We start from the raw sequence: 23,157 nt of genomic DNA, 5'->3' as shown, positions 1-23,157 counted from the left end.
TGGTATTATATGGTTGGTCGGTAACGTGAACACTATGCGAAAATGGGAAGCTCCAGACGCTCCCGTCTGAATCTTTCAAATCGATAGGTATATTTCCGCCCCTCCCTGTCCATACTGATTTCTAAAGAGAGACAGAAGAGAAATCAGTTATGAGAGGGAGAAGGGTATCTATGAAACGGTTCTTTTTCGTAGCGTTTAGCTTTTTGACACTGATGATGAGCTGGGAGGGACAGCTTACATCCGCCAACGTGCTCGACAATGGACCGATCCCTCAGGAGTCTATCCGACTGCGAATTATCGCCAACAGCGATTCCATACAAGACCAGTGGCTGAAGCGGGAAGTCCGCGATGCCATTGTCGATCAAATGAACGTCTGGGTAAAAGACATCCGTTCCTACGATGAAGCGAAGGTGATCGTCGCCAGCAAATTGCCGGAGCTGCAGGCACTTGTCGATAAGACCATGCGCGAACGGGGCTTCTCGTATAAAGCAGAAGTTGATTTTGGACGGGTGCCGTTTCCAACGAAGCTGTACGGCTCCTACGTCTATCCCGCAGGTGATTACGAAGCGCTCCGCGTCCGCATCGGCGACGCACAGGGACAAAATTGGTGGTGCGTACTGTTTCCGCCGCTCTGCTTTATCGACATGTCCAACGGCGACGCGATCGCGTCCGCTCAAGTTGAAAATGAAAGTGAATCACTCCCAACGAAAACAGCAGCCGATGCCAAAGCACCGACTGCCGACTTGGAACCTATATCGAAAAATACCGGGGAAAACGCTCCTCTGAACGATCTGGAAGAAGAGCGCGCGTCCCATCAGCAGTGGCGCCTGTCTCGCATGGAAGAAAGCTGGATGGGAGCCACAGCCGAAACCAACGATCATCAGGATGCTGGTGACATATCTGTACAAGCCTTTTCAGGAAGTGTCTCTGTACAAGAGCAGTCTCGGGAAGACGCAGGCCAAAGCGAGGAGACTGCCCCTGTACAGCCAAAAGTGGAAGTCCGTTTTTACCTCTGGGACAAGCTGGCTTCCCTCTTCTAACCAAGCCCCTCTCCTGCCTGTTCCTTATGGAGCAGGCTTTTTTTAATGGCTGGGCTCTTCATTGCTTATAACTCATCCCGTTTGCACGATACAAACAAGCCTTACTTCAACAATTGGGCAACCTCCGGATTATACAGGTTAAAGACGTTCCCGGTAGGAATGGTGAAAGCAGGCATTCCAATGGCATAGGGACCGATTTCGTATTGGCCGAAATGAATGACAAGCTTGCCATTCTCGAAAGCAAACGACTGGTTTTCGGAAACGCCGGGGAATCCGTCCGCGATCCCGCTCAAATCCGGGTCTGCTTTGATTTGTTGGGCAATCAAATGGCTCAGGACATAGCGATAGTCATATCCAGGGCGGAAAAGATCGGAAAGCTGGAGGTTCTTCGCTTTTTCCACATTGGCGAGGTTGTAATAGACAACATCTGTTATCCCGTGGGCGCCCCCTGTGTAGCGGTACGTTTGAACGGCGAACGATACGAGCTTGCCGTTCATGTGCACTTCATAGGAGATGTCCAGAGCATGGGGCCGAAGCTCGTATCCGTATTTTTTGGCGGTGGCGGCATCTTCCTTGGCCATGTCTTGCGTTTCTTTGAGCGAGTCCTGGGCAAGTTTTTGCAGTTCAGCATTGAGCTTGGTCTCAAACGCCTTGTCTTTGAGTCCGCTGATGACAGGAATAGAAATCTTCGCTTCATACTCGGCCGTTTTGGCCTGAATCGTTTTCGGAGTGAAAACGACTCCCTGTACCTGAGCTTTTTGTGCAGGTGCAGCCGAAGGCGCCGCTATGGCTGGCGTTGTTGCCGATGTGGCGGCAGCCATAGCGGGGGCGTTGACAGCGGCGAGCAAGAACGCTGCGCCAACAAGGCTGGTGACAATGGACTTGGACGGGGTTTTCATGCTTCCTCAATCCTTTCGCGGAAAAACAATGGATGTTATTTGATAGATAAATGATACTACAAGGAAACAAGGGTGAAGGTTAAAAAAAAGTAACAGGATTGTTTTCCACCGACTGCCACAAGTTATTCACAAGTTATTCACAGGCTGTTGAAAACTTTTGCTTCCAACACTATACTTAAGGCACAAATCGTATACGAAGATGCGTATTGGAAAGGAATTTGACAGATGGCTTTGGAACGGAAAACAAAGGTATGGATTGTGGATAAAAATGTGGAAAATCTCCAAGCTTGTACACAGATTGTGGATGCAGCCCAATTTTTGCGTGTTGGAGAAACCGTGGCTTTTCCTACGGAAACCGTATATGGTTTGGGGGCCGATGCATTGTCTGACGAGGCTGTGGAAAAAATATTCATGGCAAAAGGAAGACCGAGCGACAATCCACTGATTGTTCACATTGCAGATAAAGAGCAGGTTAACGATATTGCATCGTCTCTTCCGGAGAAAGGCGCTGCCCTGATTGAGGCGTTTTGGCCGGGACCATTGACTTTGATCCTGCCAAAAACAGAGAGAGTGGCTTCGCTGGTGACGGCGGGTCTTGATACGGTGGGCGTGCGTATGCCGGATCATCCCGTGGCATTGGCGCTGATTAAACAGGCGGGGGTCCCTGTGGCGGCTCCCAGTGCCAATCGCTCGGGCAGACCCAGTCCTACGACAGCTGAGCATGTCATGGCAGACCTTGCAGGCAGGATCGTCGGCGTAGTAGACGGCGGAGCGACTGGCGTGGGTGTAGAGTCGACCGTGCTTGATGTAACGGTAGAGCCTCCGCTTATTTGCAGACCGGGCGGAATTACGCGCGAGCAACTGGAGGAAGTCATCGGAGAGGTGGCGATCGATCCGGCCTTCCTGCCGGATGCGGCAGAAGCTCCGCGCTCGCCGGGGATGAAGTACACGCACTACGCTCCAGAAGGGGAAATGTGGCTCGTCGATGGCGAGGAGTCCCGGGTGTACGAGCAGATGCGAGCCATGCTCGCCGAGGCAAAACGGCACGGGCGCAAGACGGGCGTGATGGCAACAATGGAATCGCTCCCCTACTGGCGGCAGCAGCAGGTAGCAGATGTGGTCATTTCTGTCGGTTCGCGCTCGGAGCTTGAACAGGTAGCCCAGCACTTGTACGGTGTTCTCCGGCAGTTTGACGACGAACAGGTGCAATTTATCGTCGGCGAGACATTTCCGCGCTCAGGCATCGGCATGGCTGTCATGAACAGGCTGGAAAAAGCTGCGGGAGGACGCATTTTGGCTGTGTAACGAAAGGTTTGGCTTTTATCAGCATGTCTAAACTCCCTCTTGTCCGCATAAAAGTGAAGACAGGAGGGGAGCGACGTGGACCTTGCCTTATTTCACTGGGGTCAGTTTCTGACTCTGCTCATGATTGCTCTTGCTTTGAGTATGGATGCCTTTTCACTCGGAGTAGGCGTGGGCATGATTGGCATTCGGCTGAGAGAGATACTGAAAGTGAGCGTTACGATCGGCTTGTTCCACATCGCTATGCCATTGGTCGGGATCGCAGTGGGCGGCTACTTATCCGATATGATCGGGGATATAGCGGTTTTCGTCGGGGGAACTGTCCTGATGGGCATCGGCGTACATATGATTTGGAACGGGTTTGCCAACGGTGACGAAAAAAGCATGCTGCGGACGAAGGGCTTCGGACTGCTTCTGTTTGCCTTCAGCGTCAGCCTGGACGCATTGACGGTAGGGTTTTCGTTCGGACTGATGGAGATCAACCGGTTTCTGGCAGTCACATTGTTTGGCATAATGGGAGGAACGATGTCTTATTGTGGACTGCTGATTGGGCGGAGTATGGGAGGATGGCTGGGGGAATACAGCGAAGTATTAGGAGGACTTATCCTGCTTGGTTTTGGGTTGAAATTTATCCTGTGAAGCGACTATGGCCCGGCAGCTTCTCCTCAAGCGGGCAGCCCGGATCGGCTTTGCCCTTTTGTCCATTCCGGGAGGCGAAAGGCAGCGCACAAGGAAGGAGTTGAAAGCATGAAACGGATTTTGTTTGTATGCACGGGAAATACATGCCGCAGTCCGATGGCAGAGGCGTTGTTTCGGACACTTGCGGCAGGCAGCGATTGGGAAGTGAGGTCTGCGGGCGTGGCTGCATACGAAGGGCAGCCGGCTTCTCAGCAGGCTGTTCAAGTATTGGCGGAGTGCGGAATCGATCACAACCATCAGGCTACGCGGATAAACGGTGACCTGATCCTTTGGGCTGACCTGATTCTGACGATGGCCCACAGTCACAAGTCGCTGATTGTCAGCTACTTTCCTGAGGCGCAGCAAAAAGTGTTTACTTTGAAAGAATACGTCGGCGCCAATGACGGGGGCGATATTGCCGATCCGTTCGGCGGTACGGTCGAGGAATACCGCAAATGTGCCCGTGAAATCCAGGTCCTGTTGGACAAGCTTTGGGCTCACTTGTCCCGGCAGCAGTAGATTGCTGGACCAGACAAAAGATGCCCGGATCCAATCCGATAGCAATTGTCGCAAGTTTTTGGTAGACTTTTACCTAAACCTTGCTAATGGACGAACATTATCTTTGTTTTTAGTAAAAATGTTCACTTTTTACCGGGCGTTATCTGAGTTATAATAAAAATAGCAAAAGCGTAAGCGAGGGATACTGATGAAAGTGGCGATTGGTGCCGACCACGGTGGATATAAATTAAAAGAGGAAATCAAGAAGCTGCTGGCGACGATGAACGTGGAAGTGGCCGATTTCGGCTGCTCTTGCGAAGACTCGGTCGACTACCCGGACTATGCTCTTCCTGTTGCGGAAAAGGTAGCGGCAGGAGAATTTGACCGAGGCATTTTGGTGTGCGGGACAGGGATCGGGATGTCGATCGCAGCCAACAAGGTTCCCGGCATCCGCTGCGCACTTGTCCATGACACATTTTCGGCGAGAGCGACGCGGGAGCACAACAACACCAACGTGCTGGCAATGGGTGAGCGGGTTATCGGCCCCGGCCTTGCCCTTGACATCGTCAAGATTTGGCTGGAGACCGATTTCCAAGGAGGCCGCCACGAGCGCCGCGTGGAGAAGATCACCGAGATCGAAGCCAAACATGCGGGAGTGAAGTAAGGTGGACCTGCTTCGCATCGAACAGCAAGCCAGGGAAGTCGTTTCCGAGGTAGCGGGCTTGGCCGAGCTTCGGCCGGGCATGCTGCTTGTTATCGGCTGCAGCACCAGCGAGGTGGCCGGCAAACACATTGGCAAAGCGGGCAGCCGGGAGGTGGCGGAGGCCCTGTTCCGGGGAATTTCCGCTGCGGCGCAAGAACGGGGATTTTCGCTGGCTTTCCAATGTTGCGAACATTTGAACAGAGCTCTCGTGGTCGAGCGGGAGACGATGGAGAAATGCGGGCTTGAGGAGGTCTCTGTCGTGCCTGTTCCCAGCGCGGGCGGCTCAATGGCAGCTTGCGCCTTTGAACAGATGGCAGCTCCCGTTGTTGTCGAGCACATAAAGGCTCACGCGGGCATCGACATCGGAGATACCCTGATCGGAATGCATCTGAAGCATGTAGCGGTACCGGTCCGGCCGACCATTCGCCAGATCGGAGAGGCGCATGTAACGGCAGCGCGCACCCGTCCGAAGCTGATCGGCGGTTCCCGTGCCGTCTATGAGCGCACCTCGTCCAATCAAAGCTGCATGTGACTGTGGCATTTTCGCCAGTTATGGCTGTTCCCCTTTGCGGGAACCCCTTTTCATAACTAAAACAAAGATCCAGGAGGAGAAAAAACCATGCTAGAGTTTTTGCGCAAACAGGACCCACAAGTAGCGGAAGCGGTCGGTCTGGAACTGGGCAGACAGCGGGACAAAATCGAGCTGATCGCATCTGAAAACTTCGTCAGCCGTGCCGTCATGGAAGCGATGGGAACGGTATTGACCAACAAGTACGCTGAAGGCTATCCAGGCCGTCGTTACTACGGTGGCTGTGAATATGTAGACATCGTGGAAAACATCGCGCGCGACCGCATCAAGGAACTGTTTGGTGCCGAACACGCCAATGTACAGCCTCACTCCGGCGCCCAAGCCAATATGGCTGTCTACTTCACCATATTGAAGCCGGGCGATACCGTGCTGGGGATGAACCTGTCTCACGGCGGGCACTTGACGCATGGCAGCCCGGTCAACTTCTCCGGGTCTCTCTACAATTTCGTCGAATACGGAGTGGACGAGCAATCCCATCTGATCAATTACGATGATGTGCGCGCCAAAGCGCTTGAGCACAAGCCGAAGCTGATCGTGGCAGGAGCCAGCGCGTATCCGCGCACGATTGACTTTGCCAAATTCCGTGAAATCGCCGACGAGGTCGGTGCGTACTTCATGGTGGATATGGCCCATATCGCCGGACTTGTGGCGGCTGGACTGCATCCGAATCCGGTGCCGCATGCGCACTTCGTTACCTCGACCACGCACAAGACCCTGCGCGGTCCTCGCGGCGGTCTGATTCTGTGCAAGGAAGAATTTGCCAAGGCTATCGACAAGTCCGTATTCCCGGGCGTGCAAGGCGGGCCGTTGATGCACGTCATCGCAGCCAAGGCCGTTTCATTTGGCGAAGCGCTCCAGCCTGAATTCAAGGCGTACGCCCAGCAAATCGTAAACAACGCCCGCGCCTTTGCCGAAGCCCTGCAAGCAGAGGGATTGACGCTCGTCTCTGGCGGAACGGACAACCACCTCGTCCTCGTAGATGTGCGCAACCTCGGCCTGACTGGAAAAGTGGCTGAGCATCTGCTCGATGAAGTCAATATCACGACCAACAAAAATACGATTCCTTACGATCCGGAAAGCCCGTTTGTCACCAGCGGTGTCCGCATGGGTACCCCGGCAGTGACCAGCCGCGGATTTGACGAAGCAGCGATGAAGGAAGTAGCAGCCATCATTGCGCTCACCCTGAAAAACCCGGAAGATGCGGCCAAGCACGAGGAAGCAAGACAACGCGTCTCCGCCCTCTGCCAACGCTTCCCGATGTACGAAGGCCTGACTGTATAAGCGGGAAAGGCTGGAAAGATAAGGTCGGTACACCTGCAAGTACATCAAGCGACATCATTAGCAAATTACAAATAGCAAACATAGTAAAAAGGCCTCGCAAGCATAAGCGGGGCCTTTTTTCGTCTATAGAAACCATCCAATCATCCAAAAGCTACGAGGCCCACACAAAAGCAACGGCCAAGGTACATCCGTCCGATCTATCCTCCACCTCTTCGATCTTGCCAACGAAAAGCCCAAAGACCGATCCACCCCAACGGATGTAGAGATGAAAGCGGAGAAAAAAGCGAAGGGTCTTTGGGACACCTCCCAGGCCATGGTCCAAAAGCGGAACACGCTTTTAGCGGCCAACCTCTGAGACACCCCCAGAATCAACGACTTTTGGCCGCGTTCCGCTTTTGGAGCAGGGCCGGACAGCGCATACCCCCAGGCAGTGTCCCACCGAACCCTGAGCGTTTTCTCCGCTTTCATCTCCTCCACCAAAGCCGCGAACAAAGATCTTTTCATTATTGCTCTTGCCCAAAAAGGTGTCGAACCAAAGCCCCTAATGACGAAAGATTACGCAAATTGACGTCCGCCCCTCCCTCCGCTATTATGGAAAGGATATATTGACAAGTGGAAACGGAGGAACATACATGAGCCGCGTATACGTGTTAGATCATCCGCTGATCCAGCATAAGGTAACATTCATCCGCGACAAAAACACGGGAACCAAAGAGTTCCGCGAGCTGGTGGACGAGGTAGCCACACTGATGGCTTACGAGATCACCCGAGATATGCCTCTGGAGGAGACAACCATCGAAACGCCGGTGGCAACCTGCAAAGCGCGTGTAATTGCCGGTAAAAAAGTGGGACTGATCCCGATTCTCCGCGCAGGCCTGGGAATGGTGGACGGGATTCTGCAGCTGATCCCGGCTGCGAAGGTAGGCCACGTGGGCCTTTACCGCGATCCGGACACACTGCAGCCCGTAGAGTACTATGTAAAGCTGCCGACGGATATCGCGGAGCGTGAACTGATCGTAATCGACCCGATGCTGGCGACCGGCGGCTCTGCTGCCGCGGCCATTGATGCCCTGAAAAAGCGCGGAGCGAAAAGCATGAAGCTGATGTGCCTCATCGCAGCTCCGGAAGGCATCAAGCTGGTCCAGGACGAGCATCCTGACGTCGATATCTACGTAGCGGCTATTGACGAGTACCTGAACGATCACGGCTACATCATCCCGGGTCTTGGCGACGCCGGCGACCGACTGTTTGGGACAAAGTAGGAGAGGGAATCCGATGAAGAAGCTAAAAGTGATGACTGTCTTCGGGACGCGGCCGGAAGCGATCAAAATGGCGCCGCTCGTCCATGAGCTCAGCAAGCATGAAGAGCACATCGAACCGATTGTTTGCGTGACAGCGCAGCACCGTCAAATGCTGGATCAGGTGCTGGAGATTTTCCATATTCAGCCTGATATCGACCTGAACATCATGAAGGACCGGCAGACGCTTGTGCAGATCACGACCCGGGCACTTGAAGCGCTCGACCAAGTGATCAAGGAAACAAAACCAGACATTGTCCTCGTTCACGGCGATACGACCACGACCTTTGTAGCCAGCCTGGCAGCCTTCTACAACCAGGTGGCGATCGGACATGTGGAGGCGGGGCTTCGCACGTGGGACAAGTATTCCCCGTTCCCTGAGGAGATGAACCGCCAACTGACTGGCGTCATGGCAGATCTCCATTTTTCGCCGACGGAAGGCTCCGCAGACAACCTGCGCCGGGAAAACAAGCCGGAGGAGTCCATCTACATTACCGGAAACACGGCGATCGACGCACTGAAAACGACAGTCCGGGACGATTACACCCATCCGGTACTGGATCGGGTGCAGGGGAAAAAGATGGTGCTGATGACCGCTCACCGCCGCGAGAATCTGGGCGAGCCGATGCGCCGCATTTTCCGTGCGGTCAGACGCCTGATCGACGAGCATGAGGATATCGCTGTCGTCTATCCGGTTCACTTGAACCCGGCTGTCCAGGATGTGGCGCAGGAGGTGCTGGGCGGTCACGATCGCATTCATCTGATCGAGCCGCTGGATGCTTTTGATTTTCACAACTTCGCCCGCCGTGCCCATCTGATCCTGACGGATTCGGGGGGAGTCCAGGAAGAAGCTCCATCTCTCGGTGTTCCAGTGCTGGTGCTGCGCGACACGACGGAGCGGCCGGAAGGAATCGCTGCTGGAACGCTGAAGCTGGCAGGAACGGACGAAGATCAGGTGTACCGGATGGCTGATCACCTGCTGCGCGATGCCGCCGCCTACCATGAGATGGCGCAGGCAGCCAACCCGTATGGAGACGGAGAAGCGTCACGCCGCATTGTCGAGGCGATTCTTCACCACTTTGGCATGAGACAGGAGCGTCCCGAGCCGTTTACGCCCGGCCGCTAACGCTATTCCAATTCCATACCCCAACGAGAACGGACAACAAAGAGGCGCGTGGTTTCAGCGCCTCTTTTTCGATGTCAATGTAAAATGTTTACATTGGTTCGTTTTTCCAATGCGGAATCTGCATGGAAGACCGAAACTATCCCCCCTGTCACAGCGTCTATTATATAGTTGTGTACATAAGCAGACACAGAGAAGGAAATGGGAGAGGAGTTATCAACATGAGAGCGCGGAAGGTTTTGTCGCTGCTCACGGCTGCCGCTGTGGCCTGGGGAGCTTTTGCTCCGTTTGCGCCGCTGGCAAGCAATGTGGCTCAGGCGCGGGCGGAGACGAGTATGCTGCAATTGATGTGGCAAACGACCATTGGGGAAGGTACTACCTTACATAAATATACGAAGTCCTTTGCAGATAAACAAATCAATGTCATGGTGACCAAGGTTGATTTGACCAACCCCTATGTCGAGGTAAAGCCGGTCTATGGCACGAAAGGAAAGCTGACAGATCGTCAAACCGTTACCCAGATGGCCCGGGAAACAGGAGCGGTTGCCGCGATTAATGCAGACTTTTTCAACATGTCCAAACGCGGCGCACCATTCGGAATCGTCATGAAAGACAAAGAACTGGTGTCGTCAATGGGGCTGGTGTCTTACTGGTACAGCCTCGGGATTACCAGTGACAAAACGGCTCTGATCGAAAAGTTTGGGTTTACCGGCAAAGTAACGGCGCCAAACGGCAATGCGTTCCCGCTGCAAGGGGTGAACAAGGAAGAGTACAATCCCAGCGACAATCGCAAGAGCCATATGAACCAATTGAACATGTACACGCCTTCGTTCGGCCAGACAAGCCTGGGTACGATTCCCGGCTACAAGGATGTCGTCGAGGTCTTGTTTGTGGACAACGTGGCGAAGGAAGTACGCATCAATCAACCGGGCTTCTACATCCCTTACAACGGCTATGTGCTGTGGGGGCATGGAACAGCAGCCAATTTCCTGAAACAGAACTTCCCGGTCGGATCGACGGCTCATGTCGAGTATCAGACTACTCCGAACAGCCACGATTGGGCGCAGGCGGTTGGCGGGAACGTCCTGCTGGTTGACCAGGGCAGGGCGCTTACGTCGTTTCAGGCGGACAAATCGATCGTGTCTCTGAATGCGCGGACGGCTGTCGGCATCACACAGGATGGAAAAACGTTGTTGATGGTGACAATTGACGGCACCAATGGCGTTTATTTGGACGAGCTGGCCAAAATCATGGCCGAGCTTGGCTCATATCGGGCCGTCAACTTCGACGGTGGAGGCTCCACCACGATGTCTGTACGGATGCTTGGCGATACGCAAGCCAACCTGGCAATCAAGACGACAGGAGGTTCCGAGCGGCGAGTGCCTACGGGACTGGCGGTCTACAATACAGCTCCTCCGGGAGAATTGAAGGGCTTTGTCATCAATGGCCCGGCCGAGATGCTGATTGGCCAAACGGCAGAATTTACAACCAAAGCGTACGATACTCACTACCAGCCATACGCCATTGATCCTTCGATGATCTCCTGGCAGGCAAACCAACCAGATGCCGGTTCGTTTACCGGCAACAAGTTCACGCCGATGAAATCCGGGCAGATTGCCTTTACGGCGAGATCGGGAAGCGTCGCGCAGCAAAAAGAGGTTCACGTAATCTCCGGAAGCGAAGTGCAGCAGATAGTCGTGTCGCCTAACCCGATTTCTGTCGCACCGGGCCAAACGCTCACACTCGACGTGAAAATCAAGACGAAAAAAGGTCAATTGGTGCAGGCGACGCCGCTCAGCGTCCAGACCAGCGTGGATTCCCAGGTAGCGTCTGTAAACGACCAGCTGCAGCTGATCGCAGGCGAAGAGACGGGCAACGGCACCTTGACCGTCGTATACGATGGCGTAGCGACCAATGTTCCGTTTACCGTAGGTCAGCTGGAACAGCCGTGGATCACCTTTGACAATCAGGCAGGCATGCACCACGCATCCATCCCTGAGTCGCTGAGTTCGCATGGTTCGTTTACGGCAGTATCCGATCCTGTATTCCGGACGCACAAGTCAGCCAAGCTGGCGTACAACTTCACCGGAGCGCCTCAAGGCCAGTTGCGCTTTGCCTACGGCCGGATCGCCGCCCAGCCGCAGCAGATCCCGGGCAAGCCGATCGGTCTGGGCCTGTGGGTAAACGGCGACAACAGCAAGCATTGGCTGCGGGCCGAAGTAATTGACGCCCACGGCAAGCCTGTCTACGTCGATCTGGCCCAAGAGATTGACTGGACCGGATGGAAGCAGGTAAAAGGCTACTTCCCGGCAAACGTGGCCTATCCGCTGCAGTTGAAGAGCATCTACGTTGTGGATCGTCCGGAAGACGGCCACCAGCAAGACAAAGGCACGCTGTACTTTGACGAAGTCTCGCTCATTATGCCAGGCTCCGCAGGGACAGCGCCGAAAGGAACCAACGTCGTTCCAGAGGTGCCGGGAACGCTCTCGCTGGGAGCAGAGCTCGATCTGGGCTACTCGTTTGAGCGTACAGCGCCTTTCCTGGACATGGCTTCGATCAAAGTAAATTCGATCGTGCCGCAGCCGCTTCCAGGCTATGTCCCGGCTGACTACTCCTTTACGATCAAGCCGGAGACGTACAAAGACGGTCAGGATGACAGAATCACCACATCTCCGCTGACATTGACCTTGACGCCGAAGAACTGGATCGCCGGCAAAGGAGTAGGTCTCCTGTACGTAAACGAAATCAACAAGACGTTTGACCCGCTGCTCGGTACGAGAAATGCGCAGGGACAGTGGGTCTACGAGGTAAATGACTACGGTACCTACATTCCGTACTATCTGGATGGTGCGGGCGGCAGTGCAGCCTTTACGGACATTTCCAAACACGCAGCCAAGAAGGAAATCACCTGGATGGCTGAAAAAGGGTACGTAAAGGGGCTGACGGAAACGACGTTTGGTCCCGAGGTCGCCCTCACCAGGGCCCAGTACGTCACGCTTTTGGCCCGTACCTTTAACTGGGAGCTGCCAGCGTCGCCCAAGCTGAGCTTCAAGGACAAAGTTCCGGCCTATGCCCAGGGAGCAGTCCAAGTAGCGATTGCCAAAGGGCTAGTAAAAGGCTACCCGGACAACACCTTCCGTCCGGATCAGCCTGTGACCCGGGCAGAGGCAGCCGTTATTCTGGACCGTGTACTGAAGAAAAAGGCGACTCCTGCCAAAGCGATGTCGGACAAAAAGTCGTGGCCATCCTGGGCGACCCAGTCGATCAACAACACGGTAGGCCAGGGACTGATAGACCCGCTGGGCAGCAAATTTGAACCGAATAAACCGGCGACCCGGGCAGTTACTGTCGTCGCGCTGTATCGGATATTGAACAAATCGTAGCACCTGTAAAACCGGCTTCTTCTTAAAGTGAAGAGGCCGGTTTTTTGTGTTTCTGCTCCTAACAGTCTATTGAGGAAAACAAAGGAGGCAGGTATACTTTATTTGTTAACTAATTTTACTAAATGGTTAACAAATAAATTTGGAGGAGGGCTGTTCCATGTCTATTTCACCGTACAGCTACGAAGAGCTCGCGCGGAAAAACAAGGAGTACCTCTGGAATCCGTTCACCCAAATGAAAGATTACATAGCGGATGACCCGGTGATCATTGCCAGAGGAGAAGGCATCAAACTGATCGATGTCCAGGGAAAGGCCTACTACGACGGGTTTTCATCCGTCTGGCTCAACGTCCACGGACACAATGTGCCGGAGTTGAATCAGGCCATTGTCGACCAACTGAACCAGGTCGCGCATTCCACTTTGCTGGGGATGGCGAACATCCCGTCGATCCTGCTGGCTGAGCAGCTCGTTCGGATCGCGCCTCCAGGTTTGACCAAGGTGTTTTACTCCGACAGCGGCGCTACGGCAGTGGAGATCGCGATCAAGATGGCGTTTCAATACTGGCAAAATCTCGGCAAAACCGGCAAGCGCTCCTTTATCACCATGAAAAACGCTTATCACGGGGATACCATCGGTGCAGTCAGCGTAGGGGCAATCCCGCTGTACCACGAGGTATACCGACCGTTGCTGTTTTCCCCGTACACGATTCCGTATCCGTACCCGTATCGCCACGAGGGCGAAAAATCGGCAGCAGATACGACAATAGCCTGTCTCGAGCAGCTCCTGGAAGAAAAAGCGGACGAGATCGCAGCGCTGATCGTCGAGCCGGTCGTCCAGGGAGCGAGCGGGATGATTTTGATGCCGGATGGCTGCCTTCAAAAAATGGCGGAACTGGCGAAGAAGTACGATGTGCTGCTCATCGCGGACGAGGTGGCGACCGGATTTGGCCGTACGGGGAAAATGTTCGCCTGCGAGCATGAAGGGGTTGTACCGGATATTATGACGATCGCCAAGGGCATTACCGGCGGTTATTTGCCTGTCGCTGCCACAATGACCACAGAGCGGGTGTACCAAGCCTTTTACGCGGATTACGAAGAACAGAAAACCTTTTTCCACGGGCATTCCTACACGGGGAACCCGCTCGGCTGCGCAGTCGCCCTGGCCAATTTGCGACTGATGGAACAGCGGAGGCTTGTCGATGAGGTAGCCCCAAAATCGGAGAAGCTGGGGGAAATGCTAAGGCCGCTGGCGGCATTCCCGCACGTAGGCGAGGTCCGGCAAAAAGGATTCATGGTCGGGATCGAGCTTGTACGCGACAAACACACAAAGGAAAGCTACCACTGGAATGAGCGCATCGGTGTGCGGGTGACGAAATCGGCCCGCGAACGAGGGCTGCTGACAAGACCGCTCGGGAACGTGATCGTGCTCATACCGCCGCTGGTCAGCACAGAGGATGACCTGGCCGCGATGGTCGACATTTTGGCGGCCTCGATCCGGGAGGTGACGGAAGGATGAGCGATGTCGCAGCCGATAAGCCGGTGAAATGGACAGGACTTTTTGTTTCCGGAACGGATACGGGTGTCGGAAAAACGATAATCACCGCCGGTCTGGCAGCCGTCCTGCGAGCGGACGGACTTGAAATAGGGGTTTACAAGCCGGTTCAGTCAGGAGGAGAAACCGAGGAAATGCGGGACTCCTATCTGCTCCGCGCCATTTCGGGTGTCAGTGATGCACCAGAAGAGATTGCTCCCTTTTCTTTTTCCGCTCCGCTTGCTCCTCTGCTCGCTGCGGAGGCTGAGGGAGTTGCGCTTTCATTGCCCCGGGTCGCAGCAGCAGGAGAACCGCTGAAACAGAAATACAAGGCTCTTCTGGTGGAGGGGGCGGGCGGACTCGCCGTGCCGCTGACAAAGACAGAGCTGATCGTCGATTTTGCGGCTTATCTGGGAATGCCGGTACTGCTTGTGGCAAGGGCCGGTCTAGGGACGATTAACCATACGATTCTTTCTGTGGCCTATGCCCGTCAGCATGGTCTCAGGGTAGCAGGCGTCATCCTGAACGGTTATCGCCCGAATGACAGCGATAAAAGCATGGAGAGCAATGCCGCTTTGATCGAAGAGTACGCCGGAGTGCAAGTGCTGGGACAAATCCCCTGGATGGAGGGGGAAATCTCGCAGACCTCCGTCACAGAAGCGATACGAGCTTACGCCGATACAGAAAAGATTCGAGAGCTGTTTTCCATTTCCACACGATAAGAAGAGGAGAGAAAGAGCATGAGCGTGAGTCTGAACACGGTGCACTGGAGCCGACTGGCCAAAAAAGCGCTGCAGGGAGATTTGTTGACACAAGAGGAGGCGCTTTCCGTTCTGCAAGCAGACGATGAAGAGGCGCTGCCGATCCTGCAGGCGGCTTTTCAGGTCCGCAAGCATTTCTATGGAAAAAAAGTAAAGCTGAACATGATCATCAATGCCAAAAGCGGTCTTTGCCCGGAGGATTGCGGTTACTGCTCCCAGTCCATCGTGTCCAATGCTCCGATTGAAAAGTACGCCTTTTTAGACAAGGAAACACTGATAGCCGGTGCTCGTGAGGCGCAGAACAGGCAAGCGGGCACATACTGCATCGTGGCATCCGGCCGCGGACCGACGGAACGCGAGCTGGAACAGGTGATCGAAGCAGTACGGGAGATCCGCGAGACGATGCCGCTGAAAATATGTGCCTGCCTGGGCATCCTCAAGCCGGAGCAAGCGGCCCGCCTGAAAGAGGCAGGCGTCCACCGCTACAACCACAATGTAAACACCAGCCGGTCCAATTACGGTCAGATCACGTCCACTCACACCTACGACCAGAGGGTAGAAACCGTAGAGGCGGCCAAGCAGGCAGGGCTGTCGCCTTGTTCCGGAGTGATCATCGGGATGGGAGAGACGGACGAAGAAATTGTGGAAATGGCTGTCGCCCTGAGGAGCATCGATGCAGATTCGATCCCCGTTAATTTTCTCAACGCCATCCCAGGCACTCCGTTGGAAAATCGCGGACGGACACCGGCAATGAAGGCCTTGAAGGTGCTGGCCCTGTTCCGCTTCATTTGCCCTTCAAAGGAGATCCGCGTCGCGGGAGGCAGGGAGAAAAATCTGCGTACGCTTCAGCCGCTGGCCCTTTATGCCGCCAACTCCATTTTTGTAGGGGATTACTTGACGACGCCCGGGCAAGAGGTAACGCTTGATCATCAAATGATTGAGGACCTTGGCTTTGAGATTGAGCAGTGTGCGCTGTAGGAGTGTGACCCAGTTGACGGCAGACAGCGGATATTCGTGGATGGAAGCGGAGTTGACGAAACGAAAGGAAAGCTTCTTGTACAGAGAGCTGCAAAAACACGATAAGATCGATTGTTCGCCGCTTGCACCTTCCGGCATGCCTTGCCTGCGTGACGAGTTTGATCAGCGCGAGGATTTTGTTTTCGACCTGGCTGAAAACGACGCAGACAAGTGGCTGTCGATCAGGGGAGAGAAGCTGTTCAACCTTTCGTCCAACAACTATTTGGGACTGTCAGGGGATCTGAGGCTTGTTCAGGCAGCTGCCGACGCTGCCATGCGGCTTGGAGCGGGAGCGACTGCTTCCCGTCTCGTCAGCGGCAATCACGTCTGCTACAGCGAGCTGGAGGAAGAGCTGGCGAGGTGGAAGGGGCGGGAAGCCGCGTTGGTGTTTGCCAACGGCTACATGGCCAATCTCGGTGTGATTTCAGCATTGGTGGGACGAGGCGATGCTGTGTTCAGCGACCGGCTCAACCATGCCAGCATCGTGGATGGCATCATTCTCAGCAGAGCAGACCATTACAGGTACCGGCACAACGACATGGATCATCTGGAATCCCTGCTAAAGAAGCACAGCGGAAGCAAAAGGCGCATGCTGATCGTCGCCGACGCTGTCTTTTCGATGGATGGTGACAGCGCTCCTCTGCGCGAGCTGGTGGAGCTCCGGGACCGCTATCACGCCTTGCTGCTGGTTGATGAAGCCCATTCCGGCGGTGTTCGTGGAGAGCGCGGAGAAGGTCTTTGCCATGAATACGGCTTGCACGGGCGGGTAGACGTGATCATGGGGACGTTCAGCAAAGCGTTTGGCGTTTACGGCGCGTACGTTTGTGCGGATGAGGTGCTGATCCGCTATCTGGTCAATACGGCCAGGCCGCTGATTTACTCGACGGGCTTGCCGCCGATGGTCGTCGCTTCCGTTCAGGCGTCCCTGCAGATCGTGCAGGAGGAAGGCTGGCGAAGAGAGAGGCTGCGGAGACTTGGCAGGTGGTTTCGGGATCAGCTGCGCCAGGCGGGATTATCCGTGATGGAGGGAGATTCGCCGATAGTCCCCTGGTTGATCGGCAGCAACGACCGTGCGCTTCGCATCAGCCGTGCTCTGGCGGAAAGGGGCATATCGGCGGTTGCGATCCGTCCTCCCACTGTCCCCGAGGGCGAAGCGCGGATTCGGTTTTCGCTCATGGCCACCCATGCCAAAACCGAACTTGCTGGAGTGCTGGAACAGATACGTGAGGTGGCTTATGCGGAACAGGAGGCGTACAGATGAAAGCCGTCATGCTGTGGATAAATGGCTGGGCCATGCCCGATGAGGTTTGGGAGCCGATTGTTGACGCCTTGGATGATTGTGAGCATAGAAGACCGGATTACTCGCGGATTGTTCACCCCGAGCAGTTTTACACGGCTGTCCGCGAGCAGCTTTCACCGTTGCGCTCCATGCCGCTCATCGTGATCGGATGGTCGATGGGCGGCATGCTTGGGCTTCGCCTTGCCCAAGAATCCGCGGTGGACGGTTTGATTGCGATTGGCACCGCAGCGAGGTTTGTCGGCAGCCGTGGCGATGGGAGCAGCGGATGGCAGGACACCCATCTGCGGCTCATGAGTCGAAAGCTGACCCGAAACCGGGAACAGGTAATCGGCGACTTTCACTACTCGATGTTCACGCAGGCAGAAAGGGAGAGGATTGCGGATGTCGGGGTCAGACTGGCTGACAAATGGCCGCAGCCGACACTGCTTGCCGGTCTATCCTACCTGCAAAAGGAGGATTGCAGTCCGCTGCTGCCGGAGATTGCCTGTCCCGTCACGGTGATTCACGGAACAGAGGATGGGATCTGTCCCTACCGGGCAGGAGTGGAGCTCGCATCCGGCCTATCTGCATCCGCCCTTTCCGCATCCGCTCTTTCCTCTGCCCGGCTGGTGTCTGTTCCGGGCGGCGGCCACGCCATCCCGCTCCTGTATCCGGAAATCATCATAGAAGAAGCCAAAAGGATGGTGGGCAGGTATGGCAAATGAACTTGTCAGCAAACGTTTCAGCGCAAAGGCAGCCACTTATGATCAGTACGCCGTCGTCCAGCAGGAGATGGCTTCCATTCTGGCCAAGTCAATTTTCTCCGGGACCCGGCAGGTGCAGAGCCTGCTCGAGATCGGGAGCGGCACCGGCGGGCTGACCCGGCTTTTGCGAGCGCAGTTTCCCCTATGCGAGTATGTGGCGCTTGATATCGCGCCGGGGATGGTAAAGCAGGCACGCGAGCGTTTCAGGGAAGATACGCGCATACGGTTTGAGCTGGCTGATGTGGAACGATGGGTATGGGAGGAGCGATCCGAGACATACGATTTGGCCGCCTCCAGCGCCTGTTTCCAATGGCTCCAGCAGCCAGCCCGAACGGCAGCGGGATTATACAAGCTTTTAAGACCCGGGGGGCAGCTGTTCTTCTCTACGTTTGGGCCGGGAACCTTTCAGGAGCTGCATCGCTCCTTTGACTCCGCCTACCGCCTGCTTGATCGGCCTCCAGAGCGGCATGGTCTTTCCTATCTGACCCCGGAACAATGGCGGGATATTTGTCTGGGGGCAGGGTTTGCGTCCGTGGAGTCTGAGCGGACCAGGCGAACGCTCTACTACCCCGACGTCCGCAGCTTTTTGCAGGCTGTCAAAGCGATCGGGGCAAATGCGGGAGGAAAGAGCAGCGGCGCTGGATTGGGGCAGCGGCGATTATTGACCGCGATGATGGCAGAGTACCAACGCTTGTACGGGGATGAAAGAGGCGTACCGGTTACGTACGAGCTTGTCTTTATACGGGCCAAAAAGGCATAGCCCTTGCGTTGTTGGAAAGAAACAGCCTTCACCGTTTGTTTAAACATAGAGCGAAATCCAAGATAAAGTGAAAACCAAGATAGAGCCGAATTCAAGTGTTTCCTGCACCAAAATGCGGCATCCGGCTGATTTTCCTGTTCGGATTCGATGTTGCACAGGGAGCCGATCACGACGACAAAAAACCCGTCCTGGCAATGGATCAGGACGGGTTTTGCTAACGGATCAAGCGCGAAGTCTCGCAAAACTCTCTCGTTTATTTCAAGTCGAAGTAGAGCGTATATGGATCGGTATCCGTATAGCCCGAGTACGATTTTACGAGAATGTAATACGTCTTTCCTTCTTCCGCATCGAAACGGAGAGACTCGTCCGAATTTCCGGCGCGGGTAGACGAAGCGATTTGATCGAGATTTTTTCCTACCAATTCATAAACGTACAAATCATAGTCGTAGCTTCCGTATGGAATCAACAGCAACAGCCGTTCCTCGTTGTTGATCGGAGCGACAAACGAGAACCAATCTTCATCTGTGGCCGAACTGATGGTGCCTCTGATGCCATCTTCAAGTATCGGGTTTGCTTCGCGTCTTGTATTATTCGGTTCGCTTTCAAAAGGATACGTTGCCGCAGGAGCTGCTGAAAGCTTATGTACCTGCGCTGATTGCTGCTTTCCTGCTGCAGAAACGGAGCTGGAAAACGTAAATACGAGAGCAAGTCCAAGGAAGAGGTTCAAGTATTTTTTCATAAATAGAGTACCTCCATAAATTGGTATTCGATTCCATGGATAAAATATACAAAATTTAAATTTATTTGTAAACTGAAAATATGGACCGTTGTCTCTCAAAATCATTAAGACCTCTAGCACAAGCAAGAGATTCTTGTCGGGTTCTTGCAGCTTCGGAGTTTGAGCGGGGACAGCTTTCCAGGCAGATTGTTCAAAAATGCAGGAATATTTCGATCAGAAATGGAATGGTATGAAGATGCTTTCATCCAGTTTTGCGAGGAGTGATTTTTCGTGAGTCAAAGAGAAATCGTAATTGCAAGCGCCGTTCGGACGGCTATCGGCAATTTTCAGGGAGCGCTGGCAGGGGTAAGCGCTACACAGTTGGGAGCCGTTGTGCTGGAAGCGGCACTCGAACGCGCTGGCGTCGCCAAAGAAGCTGTCGATGAAGTGATACTTGGCAATGTGCTTCAGGCCGGTCTTGGGCAAAATCCTGCCCGACAGGCGGCGATCCGGGCTGGGCTGCCTCAGCAGGTACCTTCCATGACAATCAACAAGGTGTGCGGATCCGGGCTGAAAGCGGTCCACTTGGCGGTGCAATCGATTCTCTCCGGGGATGCCGAGGTCGTGCTTGCCGGGGGCATGGAAAATATGAGTCAGGCGCCATATCTGCTGGAAGGGGCGCGGGGCGGCTACCGGATGGGCGATCAAAAGGTGGTCGACAGCATGATCCGCGACGGTCTCTGGTGTGCGTTCAATGACTATCACATGGGGATTACAGCGGAAAATCTGTGCACGCAGTATGGGCTGACGAGAGAAGAACAGGACGAGTTTGCCGCCTGGAGCCAGGAAAAAGCGCAGCGTGCGCTAAGCGAAGGACGTTTTCAAGATGAAATTGTTCCCGTGCCGATTCCGCAGAAAAAAGGCGAACCGATCATGTTCAGCGTCGACGAATTCCCGCGGGCTGGTGTAACAGCGGAAGCACTCGGAAAGCTCCGCCCCGCGTTTAAAAAGGACGGTACGGTTACAGCAGGGAATGCTTCCGGCATCAACGACGGAGCGGCTGCTCTCTTGATCATGTCGGGAGAAAAGGCACGCGAGCTCGGTGTAATACCGCTGGCCAGGATTGTCGCCAATGCTAGTGCAGGTGTCGACCCGAGCATCATGGGCATCGGACCGGTTCCGGCGACGCGCCGCGTACTGGAAAAAGCGGGTCTGACGCTTGCGCAAATGGACTTGATCGAAGCCAATGAGGCGTTTGCCGTGCAATCGCTGGCAGTCGGAAAAGAACTCGGGATTCCGCGTGAGAAGCTGAATGTGAACGGCGGAGCGATCGCTCTCGGCCATCCAATCGGCGCGAGCGGAGCCCGAATACTGGTGACGCTTGTACATGAATTGAACAAGCGTTCAGGGGCAAAATATGGGTTAGCGACTCTGTGCATCGGCGGCGGCCAAGGAGTAGCCACGGTTGTTGAAAAAATCAATCAGTAGAAGAGATAGTTTTTCCAGTTTTGACGGCCGGAGAGAAAGGGCTGTTTTTGCAAAAAAACCGCGTCATTTTCAAATGTGAACGCTTTGTGTACAGAACCTATCGCACGTTGACAAATGGAATAAATCTTCGTTAATATGAATGAGGGCATAGGGGCACTTGACAACCTGCCCTCTCCTTGTGTATGAAAGGGGACGGTTATGTGCCGAAAATCGATAATCCGTGGCGAGCCGTCACGCTAGTGAGCCTGATAGGTGCGGACATGGCCGTTTGTGTCATTGGCGGCGTCTATCTGGGCAGATACGTTGACAGTCTTCTGTCTACCAAACCTTGGTTCTTGATGGTTGGGCTCCTTCTCGGATTGGGAATTGGCGTGTATAGCGTCTACCGCATAGTTCGCGGGTATTTGTAGGGAGATAGAACATGCAAACGTTTACTTCGGCTATGCGAGCAACCTTTCGCTATGCTTTTTTCTGTGTGGCCCTGGTTGCTATACTCTGGGCCGTTTTGCCTCCATATCGGCTGTTTTTGCAGAGCCTCCTGCTTGGAATGGGGTGCAGCCTACTGGGCGGCACCGTGCTCGTAAGCAAGACTTGGCGCATCGGCCAGATGGCTGTCGACCCGAGCGTCCGTCCAAAAGGAACAGGCATGCTGCAACGCCTCCTCTTGGCTGGATTCGCCGTATTTCTGACGATCCGCTTCCCCCATCTGTTTGTTTTGTCGGGCGTGCTGATCGGCCTTTTCCTCTTTCAAGTGTTAGGCTTCTTTTTCGTTTACCGCTCCTTAAAATAGATTTTGCAGCATTTTTTTACTCTGTACATGACTTGGTAATAGACTCGCGCGGAAGAAAGGGGTGAAATACATGCATTATTCTCTGCGATTTGAGTGGTTGGGCATGGTTTTTGATGTCTCGACCATCATTGCGATTTTGGTAAGCTCCCTGGTGGTTCTGCTTCTGTGTGTGGGTCTGACCCGCAACCTGACCACCGCTGCTCCAAGAGGCGGGCAAAACGTGATGGAGTGGATTGTCGATTTCGTCACAGGCATCACCAAAAGCTATATCGAGCCGAAAAAGGCAGCGCATTTTGTTACGCTAGCCTTGACCCTGTTCCTCTACATCTTTATCAGCAACCAGCTGGGCCTTGTGTTTAACGTGAATACGTCTCATCACAACGATCCGAATACGGGTCAACAAATGAGCCAGACGGTAGTCGATGCGCTGACGCTGGCGAGCGACGATGAAGCCAAGAAGCAGAAGCTGGAAAAGCTGAATGAAGAGTTGAACGCTACCGATCCTCACAGCCACGGCGTAGTCATCGGTTGGTGGAAATCGCCGACTGCTACCCCGAGCGTAACCTTTGCGCTGGCGTTTGTGGTGCTGCTCTACGCGCACTACCTGGGGATGAAGAAGAGTTTCGGCGGATGGCTCAAGCATACATTCCTGAACCCGATTCACATTCTGGAAGAGTTCATTATTAAGCCGTTGACGCTTCCTCTGCGTCTATTCGGTAACATCTTTGCCGGTGAGGTTTTGATCGCCTTCCTGTTGAGCGTAGGAATCTTCGGAAGCATTCCGTTGTTCCTGTGGCTGGGCTACTCCGTCTTTGTCGGCTCTGTCCAAGCCTTTATCTTCACCACGTTGGCGATGGTATACATTTCACAACAAGTGAATGACCAACATTAATTCACTGTAGATTTCTATCTTTTACACACACTAAGGAGGTTTTTTTACAATGGAAGGTTTGGCTCTTGCAATCGGTATCATATTTGGTCTGGCTGCTCTTGGTGCAGCAATTGGTAACTCTCTCGTTATTTCCCGTACAATTGACGGCGTAGCTCGCCAGCCTGAAGCGCGCGGCAACCTGATGGGTCTCATGTTCCTGGGTCTCGGTCTCGTCGAGGCGGTTCCGATTATCGCAGTTGCGATCGGTTTCATCCTCTTCGGTCGTCTGTAAAAAGCATAGGTTTGATGGGCGGGGGCTTGACCTTCGCCTCTATTTTAGTCATCAGAACTTATTTTTGCCCTGGTGGCTTGTGGCTCCGTCCGCCT

23 protein-coding genes are annotated in these 23,157 nt (G+C 54.3%); 21 read left to right on the top strand and 2 right to left on the bottom strand.

Going from position 1 to position 23,157, the window contains the following annotated elements:
* The first annotated feature begins 170 nt into the window (after positions 1–170).
* On the top strand, positions 171–1,040 hold the full coding sequence (gene spoIIR, locus EDM54_RS06535) for a stage II sporulation protein R (RefSeq protein WP_003388439.1): 870 nt from the start codon (positions 171–173) through the stop codon (positions 1,038–1,040).
* A gap of 101 nt (positions 1,041–1,141) precedes the next feature.
* On the opposite strand, the gene EDM54_RS06530 is transcribed toward spoIIR, so the two are convergent.
* The gene (locus tag EDM54_RS06530) at positions 1,142–1,939 is read right to left on the bottom strand and encodes a DUF3298 and DUF4163 domain-containing protein (protein ID WP_031932678.1); all 798 of its coding nucleotides are present in this window, start codon (positions 1,937–1,939) and stop codon (positions 1,142–1,144) included.
* A gap of 225 nt (positions 1,940–2,164) precedes the next feature.
* Between EDM54_RS06530 and EDM54_RS06525 the strand changes: the two genes are divergently transcribed.
* The 15 genes from EDM54_RS06525 to bioC all read left to right on the top strand — a co-directional run bounded on the left by EDM54_RS06525 (position 2,165) and on the right by bioC (position 18,903).
* Positions 2,165–3,244, top strand: a complete 1,080-nt coding sequence (locus tag EDM54_RS06525; protein ID WP_024983754.1) for an L-threonylcarbamoyladenylate synthase — start codon at positions 2,165–2,167, stop codon at positions 3,242–3,244.
* Positions 3,245–3,319: 75 nt separating this feature from the next.
* Entirely contained in the window at positions 3,320–3,880 is a 561-nt protein-coding gene (locus EDM54_RS06520; protein ID WP_003388436.1) for a manganese efflux pump MntP, read from the top strand.
* Positions 3,881–3,988: 108 nt separating this feature from the next.
* On the top strand, positions 3,989–4,438 hold the full coding sequence (locus EDM54_RS06515; RefSeq protein WP_003388435.1) for a low molecular weight protein arginine phosphatase: 450 nt from the start codon (positions 3,989–3,991) through the stop codon (positions 4,436–4,438).
* Positions 4,439–4,625: 187 nt separating this feature from the next.
* Positions 4,626–5,081, top strand: a complete 456-nt coding sequence (rpiB, locus tag EDM54_RS06510) for a ribose 5-phosphate isomerase B (RefSeq protein ID WP_003388434.1) — start codon at positions 4,626–4,628, stop codon at positions 5,079–5,081.
* Between the two features lies 1 nt (position 5,082).
* Positions 5,083–5,652: a TIGR01440 family protein gene (locus EDM54_RS06505; protein WP_003388433.1), complete on the top strand. Its 570-nt coding sequence runs from the start codon at positions 5,083–5,085 to the stop codon at positions 5,650–5,652.
* Positions 5,653–5,739: 87 nt separating this feature from the next.
* Positions 5,740–6,990, top strand: coding sequence for a serine hydroxymethyltransferase (gene glyA / locus EDM54_RS06500; RefSeq protein WP_003388432.1), 1,251 nt, complete (start codon positions 5,740–5,742; stop codon positions 6,988–6,990).
* A gap of 632 nt (positions 6,991–7,622) precedes the next feature.
* A complete protein-coding gene (gene upp / locus EDM54_RS06490) occupies positions 7,623–8,252 on the top strand; it encodes a uracil phosphoribosyltransferase (protein WP_003388430.1) in 630 nt (209 codons plus the stop codon).
* A gap of 13 nt (positions 8,253–8,265) precedes the next feature.
* Complete coding sequence (gene wecB, locus EDM54_RS06485; RefSeq protein ID WP_003388429.1) at positions 8,266–9,414, top strand: non-hydrolyzing UDP-N-acetylglucosamine 2-epimerase; 1,149 nt, start codon at positions 8,266–8,268, stop codon at positions 9,412–9,414.
* A gap of 218 nt (positions 9,415–9,632) precedes the next feature.
* Positions 9,633–12,794: a phosphodiester glycosidase family protein gene (locus tag EDM54_RS06480; RefSeq protein ID WP_024983757.1), complete on the top strand. Its 3,162-nt coding sequence runs from the start codon at positions 9,633–9,635 to the stop codon at positions 12,792–12,794.
* Between the two features lie 157 nt (positions 12,795–12,951).
* A complete protein-coding gene (bioA, locus tag EDM54_RS06475) occupies positions 12,952–14,307 on the top strand; it encodes an adenosylmethionine--8-amino-7-oxononanoate transaminase (RefSeq protein WP_122957953.1) in 1,356 nt (451 codons plus the stop codon).
* Positions 14,304–15,044, top strand: a complete 741-nt coding sequence (gene bioD / locus EDM54_RS06470; protein WP_003388426.1) for a dethiobiotin synthase — start codon at positions 14,304–14,306, stop codon at positions 15,042–15,044. The genes bioA and bioD overlap by 4 nt, the downstream gene beginning before the upstream one ends.
* An 18-nt stretch (positions 15,045–15,062) precedes the next feature.
* On the top strand, positions 15,063–16,061 hold the full coding sequence (bioB, locus tag EDM54_RS06465) for a biotin synthase BioB (protein WP_122957952.1): 999 nt from the start codon (positions 15,063–15,065) through the stop codon (positions 16,059–16,061).
* Between the two features lie 13 nt (positions 16,062–16,074).
* Positions 16,075–17,361, top strand: coding sequence for an 8-amino-7-oxononanoate synthase (gene bioF / locus EDM54_RS06460; protein ID WP_003388424.1), 1,287 nt, complete (start codon positions 16,075–16,077; stop codon positions 17,359–17,361).
* Entirely contained in the window at positions 17,358–18,104 is a 747-nt protein-coding gene (locus tag EDM54_RS06455) for an alpha/beta fold hydrolase (RefSeq protein ID WP_031932675.1), read from the top strand. Before bioF ends, EDM54_RS06455 begins: the two co-directional genes overlap by 4 nt.
* The gene (gene bioC, locus EDM54_RS06450) at positions 18,094–18,903 is read left to right on the top strand and encodes a malonyl-ACP O-methyltransferase BioC (RefSeq protein ID WP_031932674.1); all 810 of its coding nucleotides are present in this window, start codon (positions 18,094–18,096) and stop codon (positions 18,901–18,903) included. Before EDM54_RS06455 ends, bioC begins: the two co-directional genes overlap by 11 nt.
* Before the next feature lie 253 nt (positions 18,904–19,156).
* Here bioC and EDM54_RS06445 read toward each other — a convergent pair whose 3' ends face one another.
* Positions 19,157–19,642 carry a PPC domain-containing protein gene (locus EDM54_RS06445; protein ID WP_003388420.1) on the bottom strand — a complete coding sequence of 162 codons (486 nt, stop codon included), beginning with the start codon at positions 19,640–19,642 and terminating at the stop codon, positions 19,157–19,159.
* Positions 19,643–19,912: 270 nt separating this feature from the next.
* Here EDM54_RS06445 and EDM54_RS06440 point away from each other — a divergent pair, with 270 nt between their 5' ends.
* From EDM54_RS06440 to atpE, 5 genes are all read left to right on the top strand, one after another.
* Positions 19,913–21,109, top strand: a complete 1,197-nt coding sequence (locus tag EDM54_RS06440; protein ID WP_003388419.1) for an acetyl-CoA C-acetyltransferase — start codon at positions 19,913–19,915, stop codon at positions 21,107–21,109.
* Positions 21,110–21,309: 200 nt separating this feature from the next.
* On the top strand, positions 21,310–21,519 hold the full coding sequence (locus EDM54_RS06435) for an AtpZ/AtpI family protein (protein ID WP_003388417.1): 210 nt from the start codon (positions 21,310–21,312) through the stop codon (positions 21,517–21,519).
* 11 nt (positions 21,520–21,530) lie between these two features.
* Positions 21,531–21,899, top strand: a complete 369-nt coding sequence (locus EDM54_RS06430) for an ATP synthase subunit I (protein ID WP_003388416.1) — start codon at positions 21,531–21,533, stop codon at positions 21,897–21,899.
* A 70-nt stretch (positions 21,900–21,969) separates the two neighbouring features.
* Positions 21,970–22,791: a F0F1 ATP synthase subunit A gene (atpB, locus tag EDM54_RS06425; RefSeq protein WP_003388415.1), complete on the top strand. Its 822-nt coding sequence runs from the start codon at positions 21,970–21,972 to the stop codon at positions 22,789–22,791.
* Positions 22,792–22,840: 49 nt separating this feature from the next.
* Positions 22,841–23,062 carry a F0F1 ATP synthase subunit C gene (gene atpE, locus EDM54_RS06420; protein WP_003388414.1) on the top strand — a complete coding sequence of 74 codons (222 nt, stop codon included), beginning with the start codon at positions 22,841–22,843 and terminating at the stop codon, positions 23,060–23,062.
* Positions 23,063–23,157: the final 95 nt, after the last annotated feature.

The sequence above is a fragment of the Brevibacillus borstelensis genome (genome assembly GCF_003710865.1).
GTDB classification, from domain to species: Bacteria; Bacillota; Bacilli; order Brevibacillales; family Brevibacillaceae; genus Brevibacillus; species Brevibacillus borstelensis.
Note: the sequence above shows the minus strand (reverse complement) of the source record. Positions and strands in the feature narration are given on the sequence as shown.

What these genes read in the sequence shown, in the direction of transcription:
- spoIIR (WP_003388439.1), top strand. Translation starts at nt 171, where the DNA reads ATGAAACGGTTCTTTTTCGTAGCGTTTAGCTTTTTGACACTGATGATG.
- EDM54_RS06530 (WP_031932678.1), bottom strand. Translation starts at nt 1,939, where the DNA reads ATGAAAACCCCGTCCAAGTCCATTGTCACCAGCCTTGTTGGCGCAGCG.
- EDM54_RS06525 (WP_024983754.1), top strand. Translation starts at nt 2,165, where the DNA reads ATGGCTTTGGAACGGAAAACAAAGGTATGGATTGTGGATAAAAATGTG.
- EDM54_RS06515 (WP_003388435.1), top strand. Translation starts at nt 3,989, where the DNA reads ATGAAACGGATTTTGTTTGTATGCACGGGAAATACATGCCGCAGTCCG.
- rpiB (WP_003388434.1), top strand. Translation starts at nt 4,626, where the DNA reads ATGAAAGTGGCGATTGGTGCCGACCACGGTGGATATAAATTAAAAGAG.
- glyA (WP_003388432.1), top strand. Translation starts at nt 5,740, where the DNA reads ATGCTAGAGTTTTTGCGCAAACAGGACCCACAAGTAGCGGAAGCGGTC.
- upp (WP_003388430.1), top strand. Translation starts at nt 7,623, where the DNA reads ATGAGCCGCGTATACGTGTTAGATCATCCGCTGATCCAGCATAAGGTA.
- wecB (WP_003388429.1), top strand. Translation starts at nt 8,266, where the DNA reads ATGAAGAAGCTAAAAGTGATGACTGTCTTCGGGACGCGGCCGGAAGCG.
- EDM54_RS06480 (WP_024983757.1), top strand. Translation starts at nt 9,633, where the DNA reads ATGAGAGCGCGGAAGGTTTTGTCGCTGCTCACGGCTGCCGCTGTGGCC.
- bioA (WP_122957953.1), top strand. Translation starts at nt 12,952, where the DNA reads ATGTCTATTTCACCGTACAGCTACGAAGAGCTCGCGCGGAAAAACAAG.
- bioD (WP_003388426.1), top strand. Translation starts at nt 14,304, where the DNA reads ATGAGCGATGTCGCAGCCGATAAGCCGGTGAAATGGACAGGACTTTTT.
- bioB (WP_122957952.1), top strand. Translation starts at nt 15,063, where the DNA reads ATGAGCGTGAGTCTGAACACGGTGCACTGGAGCCGACTGGCCAAAAAA.
- EDM54_RS06455 (WP_031932675.1), top strand. Translation starts at nt 17,358, where the DNA reads ATGAAAGCCGTCATGCTGTGGATAAATGGCTGGGCCATGCCCGATGAG.
- bioC (WP_031932674.1), top strand. Translation starts at nt 18,094, where the DNA reads ATGGCAAATGAACTTGTCAGCAAACGTTTCAGCGCAAAGGCAGCCACT.
- EDM54_RS06445 (WP_003388420.1), bottom strand. Translation starts at nt 19,642, where the DNA reads ATGAAAAAATACTTGAACCTCTTCCTTGGACTTGCTCTCGTATTTACG.
- EDM54_RS06430 (WP_003388416.1), top strand. Translation starts at nt 21,531, where the DNA reads ATGCAAACGTTTACTTCGGCTATGCGAGCAACCTTTCGCTATGCTTTT.
- atpB (WP_003388415.1), top strand. Translation starts at nt 21,970, where the DNA reads ATGCATTATTCTCTGCGATTTGAGTGGTTGGGCATGGTTTTTGATGTC.
- atpE (WP_003388414.1), top strand. Translation starts at nt 22,841, where the DNA reads ATGGAAGGTTTGGCTCTTGCAATCGGTATCATATTTGGTCTGGCTGCT.